The organism is Ruegeria sp. AD2(2025) (genome assembly GCF_056542385.1).
Map to the genome: position 1 here is coordinate 176,364 of NZ_JBQFZS010000006.1, position 11,759 is coordinate 188,122.

Consider the following 11,759-nt stretch of genomic DNA (forward strand, 5'->3'; position numbering starts at 1 on the left):
CCGCAGGGCGCGTCATAGATCATTCCCGCAATGCGCGATCTTTGATCTTCAGCACCGGCTGGATCAGATAGTCCATCACTGTTTTCCTGCCCGACAGAATATCGACCTCGGCAATCATTCCGGGAATGATTTCGACCGCGACGCCACCCGCATCAAGCATTGTGCCCGAGGTTTGAATCTCGACCACAAAAACCTCTTCTTCGCTGCGTTCTGAGCGGGTGACGGTATCTGCCCCGATGCGGACAATCTCTCCATCCAGCCCCCCATATCGCGCGAAGTCATAAGCGGTAATCTTAATCTTTACGCCTTGCCCGGCGTATAGAAAGGCAACGTCCTCGGGCCGAACATACGCCTCAACCAACAAGCTATCATCCAGCGGTACGATCTCGATCAATTCCTCGCCGCTGCGGGCCAAACCCCCAATCGTGGTTCGGTGAATTCGGTTCACGATGCCGCGAACCGGCGCGCGTATCTGCGCCCGCGCGGCGCGGTCGCGGAGGGCGGGCAGGGCGGGCCGCAGGGTGGCGAGTTCGGCGGTGACCTGCGCCAGATCTGCAAGGGCTGCGCTATGAAAGCGGCTGCGGGTAGCGCGGACCTTATCCTCGACCTCGTCCAGCCCGGCCTTCAAGCGGCTGACCACCGCCTCGGCGCGAATCTTGCGACCTCTCCATTCGGCCTCACTGCGACGCAGGGTCAGCAAGGTTGTCGCAGGCTCCATACGTTGTTCCACGAGGGGGGCCATTATTGCGCGTTCTTCGGCGAGGACATTCAGCGTCTCGACCGCGGTCACCTGATCCACCAACCCTTCTTCATATTCGCGGTGCCGCTGTTCACGCTGCCGGCTCAGGATCGCGATCTCCGCCGCCAGTTCGGCCTGCCGCCCCAGGTACAACGCCGTCTCAGACCGTACGACCTCAGGGGCGGCCTCCAATAGGTTGTTATCAAAAGTCAATTCGGTGCTATCAATTTCGGCCTGTAGCCGCTGCGCGCGCGCCGTCAGGGCATAGGCCCGCTGCTGCTCCTGGCTCAGCTCCCTTTCGATCTGGTTGGTGTCCAATTCCATCAGCAACGTTCCGGGTTCAACCACCTGTCCCTCGCGCACATGCAAAGCCTGCAGAACACCCGGCTCCGTCGCTTCAAGCAGCTGAAGGTCACCAGAGGGCACGATGCGACCGTCCACGCGAACGACGTCGTCCAGCTCGGTGAAGCAGGCCCACAGCACCGCGGTGATCAGACAAGCGAGGATCAGCATAAGCAGCACCGAACCTCGAAGCGGCGCGCTGCCCCGCATCTCTCGGGCGAGGCTTTCCAGATCAGGATGCCGCGACATTCAGATTCTCCGAAACGGGGCGGATATGTTGACTCAGCAGGCTTTTCGGCCCGTCCAAACCCACCTTGCCGTCTTCGATGACGATGACCCGATCGACCAGCTGCAGCAGGCTGGTGCGATGGGTGACGATCAGCATCGTGGCGTCCTGCGTCGCCTCTTTCAGACGCCGGATGACCTCGGCTTCGGATTTGACGTCCATCGCACTGGTCGGCTCGTCCAGCAGCAGGACCGGCGGTCGCCCCACCAATGCGCGGGCCAACGCAATCGCCTGTCTCTGACCACCCGAGAGGCCCTCTCCACGCTCGGCAACCGGCAGGTCATATCCGCGCGGATGTCGGGCGACAAAATCCTCAACCCCGGCAATCTGACCGGCGCGCACCAGATCTTCATCGCGCGGGCGCACGGTGCCGCTAGCGATGTTGTCGCGCACCGAGCCCGAAAATAGCCACACATCCTGCAGCACCGAGCCGACATTGCGCCGCAGGTCGCCCGGGTCGATCTGACGGATATCCAGCCCATCCAGCATCACCGAACCCATCCGGGGTTGATACAGCCCCAGCAGCAATCGCGCGATGGTGCTTTTGCCCGAACCGATCTGACCCAGAATGGCGACCTTTTCGCCCGGTGCAATAGTGAACGAAACGCCCTTCAGCGCATCGTCAGCCTGGTCGGGATAAGCAAAATGAACGTTGTTGAAGGTGATGCGCCCGGCATATTCCTTGCGGCTGACCCAGCTCTGGCCAGACGGGCGCTCACTTTCAGCCGACATCAGAGCGTTCAGGTTGCGAAATGCGCTGCGGGCGTGGTTGAGCCGCGTCAGGGTTTGCGCCAACTGGCCCAGCGGTGCCAGCGCGCGACCTGTCAGCATGACCGACGCCACAAGGGCCCCCATGCTGGTCTGTCCCTCCGCAATCAGGAAAACGCCGGAAAACACGATCAGAACCTGCGCCGCCTGCTGAGTGAAGCCCGTCAGGTTCAGCGCAAACTGTGTCACCGCCCGACTACGGGTGCCATGATCCGATTGCCGCTCGACCGCAGTTTCCCACCGGCGGCGCATCTGTCGCGCAGCAGCAGTGGTCTTGATGGTTTCCAATCCCGTCACAGCCTCGACCAGCACCGACTGCTTGGATTGCCCGTCGGCAAAGCTTTGTTCCGCAAGGCGTGACAATATCGGCTGGATCACCAACCCGCTAAGCAGAACGATGGGCACGGCAAGCGCAGGGATAAGCGCCAAAGGTCCGCCGATCAGATAGATCGTGAACACGAAGACAGCAATAAACGGCAGGTCCACAACGGCGACCAGCGTGGCCGAGGTGAAAAACTCCCGTAGCGTCTCGAACTCGCGGACCGTGCTGGCCATGGCACCGGTCGAACCCGTTCGAGACGTCATGCGGATGTTCAGTACCTGATCGAAAATCCGACGCGCCATAAAGCCGTCCGCCTTCTGGCCAGCGCGGTCAATGAACCCGGCACGCAGCAATTTCAGAGCGAAGTCGAACGCCAGTGCCAAACTGACACCAAAGGTCAGCGCGACAAGCGACTCCATGGCTTCGTTAGGCAAGACCCGGTCATAGACAACCATGATGAAAACCGACGTCGACAGCCCCAAAATGTTGGCCAGCGCTGCAGCAAGTGCCACTTGCGCATAAGACCACCGGTTGGCGGTCAGCGCAGACCAGAACCAGTGCCCACCGGCGTCATTATCTGGTGTCGCTGCGTCATCCCGGCTCGCACGTCGAAACAAGAGAGCATAGCCGGTGTAATTCGACTGCAAATTTTCTGCCGAAATCTCTCCGATGCCATCGTCCAAGGCTGGATCAAAGACCAGCAGATTGCCGGTTACCGACCGACCATGGTAGACGACGGCGCGATCCCCGTCCAACAGCAGAATAGCCGGAGCCAGCAGCGTATCGAACGCCGCAAGCTGTCGGCGGCCGAACCCCACCTGCAAGCCTGCCCGGCGCGCCGCGACAATTGCATCCCGCACGGTCAGCCCTTCTGTCTCACCGGATTGCGCGGCATGCAGCGCCGATATGGTCATGGGACGCTCGAGCGTTTCGGCCACGTTCAGGATGCAGGCCTCGAGGTCCGTCAGCGATGTACAGGTTCCGGTCATTGGGTTCCTTCCCAACCGTTCAGAACGATCCCAAGCAAATCGAGGATGTCACCCGTCAGACTCAGCGCCGCGTAATTGGTCAGGAAAAAGCTCTGCTCGGCCAGGATGAGCCGTTCCTGAGCGCTTACATAGTCACGCTGAGCGTCCAGAATTTCGGTCAGGCTGCGGCGTCCGATGGTAAACTGCGCCCGCGCTGCCGCGACACTGTCGGCATTGGCATTCAGGGCAATCCGGGCATCGCGCAAACGTTCTGCCCCTGCCTCCTGATCGGAACGGATAAAGCCCAACTCACGCCCGATTTCCCGGATCAGAACCTCGCGGTCGGCCTCGGCCTGCGCGACCAGTGCCTGCGCAGCCGCAATTGCGGCGCGGCGCTGGCCAGTGCTGTCAATCTGATAGTTGACCGAAAGATCGACGCCAAAATCCGCTTCCTTGAAATCGTCATGATCGGCAAAAGCCGCAAGGCGCACGTCGGGTTGTCGCCGTGCCTGTGCGGCGGCCCATTCCGCACGGGCCGCCATCACCGCCGCATCTGCGCGCCGGACCTGAGGGCTGTTCAGTACGATCTGCGAGTCGGCGCGGTCCAGCACTGGAGCCGGGACCGCCGGTCGCAAAGCTCCGGGCGGAGCGCCGAAGACCTCATGAAACCGCGCTTCGGCACGATCAACCCTGGTCCGCGCATCAGCCCGCCGGGTTCGGGCATCTGCAGCCCGTGAGCGCGCGGTCAGAACGTCAGCATTCGAGCCCAGACCCGCCGACACCCGATCGGTGATCTGTTGTTCAATCTCTTCATGCACCGCAACATTGCCGTGGGCAATCTGCAGAAGCTCACGCCGGTCCAGTACCATGACATAGGTTTCGATTGCCGCCAGGGCGGTCGATGCTGCAGTCTGCAGCTGGTCGCCGCGGCTTTCGAAGACGCGCGCGCGGGCAGCAGCCAGATCGCTGGCGACCGCCCCACCGTCATAGACAAGCTGCGATACCCGCAGATAGGGCGAGACATCGCCGTCCTCCCGAAAGGCCCGTTCCGAGCGGGCGTTCACACCCAACGCGACCTGCGGCAGAAACGCCCCTTGCGCCGCATTGCGGTTGGCCTGTGCAATCTCGAGCCCGGATTTGCTCTGCTTCAGCGTCGGGCTGTTTTGGACAGCCTCGCGCACACGTTGGCCGAACTGACTTGTGGTCAGACGACCCGACGGCGCAACGGCCCCTGCTCCGGTGGTGCCGCCGGCAAAGGATCTCTCGATCAGCGCAAGGTCGGGGGCGGGGGCACAAGCGGCGATCTGCAGAAGCAGGGCAACAAGGCTAATAGCTCTCCACATAATCTCATGCTGGAGCATGGGCTACCTCGGAATTCATCAGCACGTGCGAGGCATCTTGGGCGAGAGCCGCAACAAACCCGTCTAACTCGCGCTTTGGTGAATCGGAGCGCCGGATGATGGCGGTCTGAGCCCGGGACAGCCAGCCACAATGCGACAGCGATATCTGATGCGCATGGATCAGGCGGAGGGCACCCCCGATCACCAAATTCAGGATGTCGGGATCGGGCAGGCGTTCCAACCGTTTGGCATCGACCCCCCATAGACCCGCTTGCAGAGCAACGCCGTCATACCCCTCCAATGGTTCAAACAGTTTCAACCCCGCTATCAGGTCGCACAGCCGCCGGGTCTCGGTCACGGCAGCCTGCCGCGCGTGCAGGAATCTCCGAACCTCGCAAAGCTCGGGGGTCAGTTGCCCTCCAGACGTAAAAAACCGATTATCCGCCGGATCGGATGTCACGAGCCCCGAGGTTTCATCCACCATAAGAAGCGTGTCGGTGCCGGACGTACCCCCTGCCTGAAACGGAACGCAGCGCAGCGCTGACGGGACGTAATGCGCCCGCCACTCACCGTCCCCACCCACAAAGGGCGACGATGCATCGAACGCGGTTGAAAACAATGCAACCGGCTCAAAACCGCCCGGCCTTGCGCGAAAGGCTAGGGGAAAAGCTGTTGCCACCTGAGCCGCCTCTGCGCTGACAATGGGGCATGTGCTTGCCGCCCGTGCAAACCCGTAGGAGGTAAAGCGGCGCCAATATCGTTCAGCGTGGCGATCAAGGCTCACCGGGAAAAGGCCGTTCTCTGCCATGTGGTCCTCTCATACATAAGGTTGCGGCCCGGCAGGTACCGGTCGCCGGATGGGTCAGGCCGTTGCGCCGGTCGGGTCTGTCAGCAGGATGTTGTCTGCGGTCAGATTGCTGAGGTCGGATAGCCCGTCAAACTGCGCCAGCGTCTCAACCGTCGCGGTATCGGGGGCCGAGTAATCCACCCGGACCAGAACGCTGTCGGCTCCATCGGTTGCCAGCAGATAAACCTCATCCCCAGCCAGCGCGCCGCTCAGGCTTTCTGCTGCGGTTGTCAGAGTATCCGCGTTCAGGTCAGATAAAGCGGTCTCCAGACCAACGAAGCCGGTATTTTCACCGATATTCCCGCCGGCGCTTAGCAGTTCGACGCCAGTGCCGGTGCCCCGCAACGAACTGAGGTCGAGCCCTTGAAACAACAGGGCATCCGCCGCGCTGGCCGCGGGGCCGAGGGTGAAACCGCTGACAATGTCGACCCCATTGGCCGCCGGATCCGCCTCGAACACGACAACGTCACGACCCGCACCAGACAGATCGATGGTGTCGTCTCCGCCGCCACCGCGGATCACATCGTCGATATTCGATCCGGTCAGGGTGTCTGCGCCATCTGTTCCCAGATGCAATTGCGAAGGTCCGCCATCCGGCGTGGTCAGAGTCAGAACCACCGGCTGATCTGCGTCCTGAACCGTCATCGTGAAGGTGACGACTGGCTGGGACAGGTCGCCATAGCTTGTGGCTGCTCCGGCAAAGTTCATTGCCGCTGCACCGACCGGATTCGCCAGAAACAGATCGAAATCGGCATTTTCGGTGGCCGAACCCGCATCGAAGGTCACAACCGACGGGTCAAAGCCCAGTTCGGCGGTGAACGCCAACCCTCCTGAGGTATCGCGGTCCGAGTCTGCATAGATCTCGAATGTGATCGTTGATCCGCTGCGACCGGCCTCGGCAATGATGTAGGCAGCTGGTACATGCGCGACGGTCTGGGTGGTCGCAGGTACAGGATCGGGGCCACCGGAAACGGTGGCCTGAGCGGCGAAGTCCAAGGTATCTCCTGCGTCGATCACCGCAAAGTCAGAGGCTGGGACGACAAGGCTCCAACTGCCATCGGCGGCGACTGTCGCGGTGCCGACCGATGCCGAATTCAGAAGAACATTCACAGCCTGGCCCGCTGTCAAACCCGCAGAACTGCCGGTGATCGTCACCCCGCCGCTTTGTGCATCGTTCAGCGACAGGGCATTATTTGCCCCAATGTCATTCAAGGTCAGAATGGGTCGGAAATCGGTGGTGAGCGTCGTGGTAGCATCCGGGGCGGGGTTGCCGGCCGCATCCTCGACCGAAGCGGTGATGGTGAAATTGCTGCTATCCGCCAGCGCGGACAGATCGGCCTGCGGGACGTTGACGCTCCAGCTGCCACCAGAGGCTGCGCCCGTATAGGTCTGGCCATTCAAGCTGACCGATACGGTCTGACCATCCTCAGCCGTGGTGCTGCCCGAAACCTGCAGGTCCGCGCCCCGTTCGATCACATCCAGAACCGAACCCACCGGAAGCGGGTCAAGCGTGACCGAAGGCGCGCTGAGATCGGTGCTGAAACCGGCCGACGTGCTGTTGCTGTTGCCTGCGCTGTCGGTGACCGAGGCGTTCACGCTGTAGGCCTCGCCGTCCTGCAGGCCGCTCAGGTCGGCAGCGGCGGCGGTGAAGGTCCATGTGCCGCTGCTGACGGTGGCAGTCCCGCTCAGCAGAGTGCCGCCGCCCGATTGTGCGATCTGCACCGATACCAGTGTCCCGTCAGCAGCATCAGATGTGCCGGTTACCACTAGATCGGTTGCCTGTTCGGCCAGATTGATGACACCACCGGCGGACAGGGATGAGATTGCCAGAGTCGGAGCGTTGAAATCGGTGTCGAAGCTGGCGGTGGCTTGCAGCGCGGGATTGCCTGCCTCATCGGAGACATCCGCTGTGACCACGATGGTCGCGCCGTCCGATAGGGCCGCCAGATCAGCCGCCGGAACGGTCACCGACCAGCTGCCACCCGAGGCTGTACCGGTATAGGTCTGCCCGTTCATCCCGACGGTCACAAGCTGTCCGTCCTCGGCCGAGGTGCTGCCCGATATGGTCAGGTCTGTTCCCTGCTCGGTGGCATTCATCACTGCACCGTCCGAGAAACCGTCAATGCTCAGCGTGGGGGCGGTGATGTCCTTAGACAGGCCGGTACTGGCCTGCGGGGCCGCAAGGCCGTCCGCGTCCGTCACATCCGCCGTGAGGCTGAAGTCACCTCCATCCGCAAGGGCACCCAGGTCGACGCTGGGGATCACCACGCTCCAACTGCCGCCCGAGACCGTGTCGGTATAAGTTTGACCATCCAGTGTAATTGTCACCTGCTGGCCGTCCGTCACATTTCCGGTGGTGCCAGATACGGTCAGGTCAGAGCCAACCTCGGCCGCGTTCAGGATTGACCCGACCGACAACGGCGTTATCGCAATCGACGGGCCGCTCAGGTCGACCGGGACCGTGACTGAGACCGGTATCGCAGGATTGCCCGCGATATCGCTGACCGAAACCGAAACTGCGGCCGGAGTGCCCGTCTCCAACCCGCTCAGATCCGCGTTTGGAATGGTAACGGTCCAGCTTCCGCCGGATGCGGTACCGGTGTAGTTCTGGCCGTCAAAAACCACCGCGACCGTCTGGCCGTCTTCTGCGGTGGTCGTCCCACTCAGCACCAGATCGCCCGTGACGTCGACCAGATCGATCGACCCGCCACCGACCGGGTTCAGCGTCAGCGACGGAGCAGTAAAATCGGTTTGAAAGCTGCTGTTTGCCTGCAGCGCGGGGTTGCCTGCCCGATCGGAAACATCTGCCGTCACCGCGATCCCGGACCCATCCGGCAATGCGGCCAGATCAGCGGCGGGTACCGACACGCTCCATGTTCCGCCCGCGACCGCCCCCGTATAGGTTTGACCGTTGAGGGTTACGGTGACGGTCTGGCCATTTTCGGCATCGGTCGTGCCGCTAATCTGCAGGTCAGTGCCCTGCTCGGCTACATTCATCAGGGCACCGTCCGACAGCGCCGTAATGGCCACCGTAGGCGGCACCGTGTCCACATCGAACCGGGCCGTTTCCGTCGACAGTTCCACGCCGTCGCCGTCCAGATAACGAACCGTCACCGACGAGGCACCCTGAGGCAACATGCTGGCCTCAGCCTGCGTCAGCGAAACGCTCCAACTGCCGTCGGCTGCCGGTGCGACGGTTTTGGTAACAGAACCGATAGTCACCTCGACAGAGGTCGTTCCGTCAGGTGCCGTCGACTGTGTGCTGGTATTGCTGAGCGCGTTCGACTGCAGTTGCGCAAGGTTCAGGCTGGGCAGGGCCGGGGCCGGAGGTGTCACGGTGGGCGATCCTCCGTTGTCCGAGTCGTCGTCACCCCCTCCGCCGCCGCCACCCGCTGCGGCGGCCGCACCAGCAAGCCCCAGCCCGCCAAGGGCAATTCCCGCGCCGCTGAGACCACCCGCGGCGGTTGCGGCCCCGGCCTCTGCGGCGATGCTAAACTGTGCGACATCACCGGCGACGGCATCGGCCAACATGATTGCGCCGCTGTCAAGAACCTGCACGTGCTCTGCCGCCACAACGACCGTCCGACCGTCCACAAGGCTGAGCTGAACGTCGCCGTTGGCCAACAGCTTGACGGATCTGACCCCCGGGATCGCCTCGGCAAACTGATAGCTGTCCAGTTGATCGTCGCTTGCCTGAGCCAGCGCAGGAAGCGCCATCAGCGCCGAGCCCAATCCACCGGCAAGCCCACGACCGACCCATTTGCCAAGCCGCTTGTCGATCCATTGGCGAATGTGACGTTTGCGTTCGGCTTCGGGCGTCGTATCGGCGGTCGGGGTTCCGGGCGAAACAGTGTCTTTGGTCATCTTACTCTCACATTTGATGGACGCTGGGTGTTGCGCGATAGGGTGAGTCCGGTTCGAAACCGTTCATCTGGATTACGATCTGGTGACACATGCGGCCGAACCTGAAAAATTGAGTTAAACTGAAGCCGAAGTCCTTGTTTTCACCACATTCCTGCTCTGGTTCCGGTCTGTGCATCAGGTCACCTTGCTGTCATTGCCTTGGGTGGCATTGGGGTGAAGGGCGATGATGCTTCAGTTCGAAAGAGTGGTGGCAACGGGGACCGCAGCGCTTGATTCAGGTATCGGCGATACGGCTTTAAAAACGTTTAACGGCGACACGTATCTCTACAGCACCACAGGAGCCTGGGGTGGGGTGGCGTCGTGGCGACTGGTGGATCAGGGTGATCCGCAGCTGGAAGATCAGCAGTATTTCGAGGCTTCGATTGCCCATCAGGTCGGCCGCAGCGGCACACCACTCAACCTTGGCGGGCAGGATCGGCTGATTCTCGACGTGGATACGGCCACAGGTCTTGTCGGTTATGATCTGGGCTCTGATGGCTCAATCGGTGGCCTGCGGGAAACCGGCACGCTGAACGGTGGCGGAGACCTGTCCGCGGCGGTTCAGATCAGCGTCGGGGCGAATGATCTGCTGGCGTTGTCGCATGAGGACACGGGTCAGATCAGTACCTATCAGATCGCTGCTGACGGATCGCTCAGTGCAGCGGGCGGTATCGCCGGGCGGGCCGATGCGCTGCAGGGTGCGCAGGTTGGGGCGAACCACTACATCATCGCCGCCGATACGCAGAACAGCGCCGTTACCGTCTACGCAATCGGTCCGGGGACCGGCGGACTGTCGGCCATCGATGGCAATGCGGCAGTCGAAACCCTTGGCATCGCCGCGCCGACCGCGCTTGAGACCGTTCAGGCATACGGCAAGTCGTGGGTTGTCGTCGCTGGCGCAGGCAGTCATTCCCTGAGCGTGATGGAACTGGGCGCGGATGGACGGCTGACGCCGACTGATCATGCCTTGGACACGTTACACACCCGGTTCGCGTCGGTGCAGGATCTTTCGGTCGTCGAGGTCGCCGGGCGTGTCTTTGTTGTCGCCGGAGGCGGCGATGACGGGATCGCCCTGTTTACCATGACGCCGGATGGTCGGCTGATCCATATGGACAGCTTTGCCGATACGCTAGCCAGCGGATTACAGAACGTCCAGTCGATCAGCGTCGCCCATATCGGCGATGAGTTGCAGATATTTGCGGCCTCACAGCAGGATGCGGGCCTGACACAACTGACGACATCGGTGGCCGATCTTGGGGAAATTCGTCATGGCTATGGGACCGTCACCGGGACCGCGCTGGACGACATCCTGACCGGCGGCATTCTGGATACGACGCTGATAGGTGGGGCAGGGGATGACATCCTGATCAGCGGCACAAGCGCAACAACCATGACCGGCGGGGCAGGGGCCGACATCTTTGCAATGCGTCAAAGCAGCGGCGCGACCACCATCACCGACTTTCAGGCAGGAACCGACCGGCTGGACCTGACCGACTATCCGTTCCTGCGATCCCCCGCGCAGCTGGACTTTCTGACCACCGCGCAAGGCGCGCACATTTCCTATCGCGGCGAAACGATCGAAGTCCTCTCGGATGACGGGTCTTCCCTGACGCGCGAAGAGATTTTCGGGGCAGGCTTTGACGGCGCAGATCATATCCCCGTCAATCTGGGCAGCGGGCCCGACAATAACGCGTCAGATGGGATAGCCGGGCCGGTCACGCTGGATTCTACGGCCGCAAACGCGGGGTTCCGGGACGCCGAGATTCAATTCACACCCGATGGCGGCGCAACGCTCACCGCTCAGGCCAACGCGGACGGGGAGTTTACGCTAGACGTACCGGACGGCACATTCCCGGGGCACCTGGACATCGTCAAATCCTATTCGACCGCAAGCGGTGAGATCACGGCCTTGGATGCCCTGCAGGTCCTGCGCATGTCGGTCGGGCTTGACCCGACATGGGGTCCAGCGACCGCCGATAACTTCATCGCCGCCGACATCACCCGGGACGGGACAATCAACGCGCTCGATGCGCTGGCAATTCTTCAGGTGGCGGTAGGGCAGTCCACAGCGCATGAGGCCGAGTGGGTCTTTCTGGACAAGGATGCCGACCTGTCCGAAATCACGCGCACCAATGTGGACTATGAGACCGGCACATCGGTCACGGTGGTTGATGGCGACTTTACGGTCGACATGACCTCAATCCTGCTTGGCAATATCGAAGCGGCCTGACCTCGCCCGTGACA

6 protein-coding genes are annotated in these 11,759 nt (G+C 62.1%); 1 reads left to right on the forward strand and 5 read right to left on the reverse strand.

All coding sequences use genetic code 11. The features are described from left to right. Positions 1-19 precede the first annotated feature (19 nt). The 5 genes from ACR1XV_RS14115 to ACR1XV_RS14135 are packed head-to-tail and all read right to left on the reverse strand — an operon-like array spanning position 20 to position 9,476. Positions 20-1,330 carry an HlyD family type I secretion periplasmic adaptor subunit gene (locus ACR1XV_RS14115; protein WP_480532389.1) on the reverse strand — a complete coding sequence of 437 codons (1,311 nt, stop codon included), beginning with the start codon at positions 1,328-1,330 and terminating at the stop codon, positions 20-22. Then, positions 1,314-3,446, reverse strand: a complete 2,133-nt coding sequence (locus ACR1XV_RS14120) for a type I secretion system permease/ATPase (RefSeq protein WP_480532391.1) — start codon at positions 3,444-3,446, stop codon at positions 1,314-1,316. The genes ACR1XV_RS14115 and ACR1XV_RS14120 overlap by 17 nt, the downstream gene beginning before the upstream one ends. Continuing rightward, entirely contained in the window at positions 3,443-4,768 is a 1,326-nt protein-coding gene (locus ACR1XV_RS14125; protein WP_480532393.1) for a TolC family protein, read from the reverse strand. The genes ACR1XV_RS14120 and ACR1XV_RS14125 overlap by 4 nt, the downstream gene beginning before the upstream one ends. A 4-nt stretch (positions 4,769-4,772) precedes the next feature. After that, entirely contained in the window at positions 4,773-5,573 is an 801-nt protein-coding gene (locus tag ACR1XV_RS14130; protein WP_480532395.1) for a SapC family protein, read from the reverse strand. 54 nt (positions 5,574-5,627) lie between these two features. After that, positions 5,628-9,476 (reverse strand): beta strand repeat-containing protein, encoded by a 3,849-nt coding sequence (locus ACR1XV_RS14135; RefSeq protein WP_480532397.1) that lies wholly within the window; start codon positions 9,474-9,476, stop codon positions 5,628-5,630. A gap of 223 nt (positions 9,477-9,699) precedes the next feature. Between ACR1XV_RS14135 and ACR1XV_RS14140 the strand changes: the two genes are divergently transcribed. Continuing rightward, positions 9,700-11,745: a dockerin type I domain-containing protein gene (locus ACR1XV_RS14140; protein WP_480532399.1), complete on the forward strand. Its 2,046-nt coding sequence runs from the start codon at positions 9,700-9,702 to the stop codon at positions 11,743-11,745. The last annotated feature ends 14 nt before the right edge of the window (positions 11,746-11,759 follow it).

Bases quoted from the DNA above. Each gene is read 5' to 3' on its own strand.
- ACR1XV_RS14120 (WP_480532391.1), bottom strand. From the start codon at position 3,446: ATGACCGGAACCTGTACATCGCTGACGGACCTCGAGGCCTGCATCCTG.
- ACR1XV_RS14140 (WP_480532399.1), top strand. From the start codon at position 9,700: ATGATGCTTCAGTTCGAAAGAGTGGTGGCAACGGGGACCGCAGCGCTT.
- ACR1XV_RS14135 (WP_480532397.1), bottom strand. From the start codon at position 9,476: ATGACCAAAGACACTGTTTCGCCCGGAACCCCGACCGCCGATACGACG.
- ACR1XV_RS14125 (WP_480532393.1), bottom strand. From the start codon at position 4,768: ATGTGGAGAGCTATTAGCCTTGTTGCCCTGCTTCTGCAGATCGCCGCT.
- ACR1XV_RS14115 (WP_480532389.1), bottom strand. From the start codon at position 1,330: ATGTCGCGGCATCCTGATCTGGAAAGCCTCGCCCGAGAGATGCGGGGC.
- ACR1XV_RS14130 (WP_480532395.1), bottom strand. From the start codon at position 5,573: ATGGCAGAGAACGGCCTTTTCCCGGTGAGCCTTGATCGCCACGCTGAA.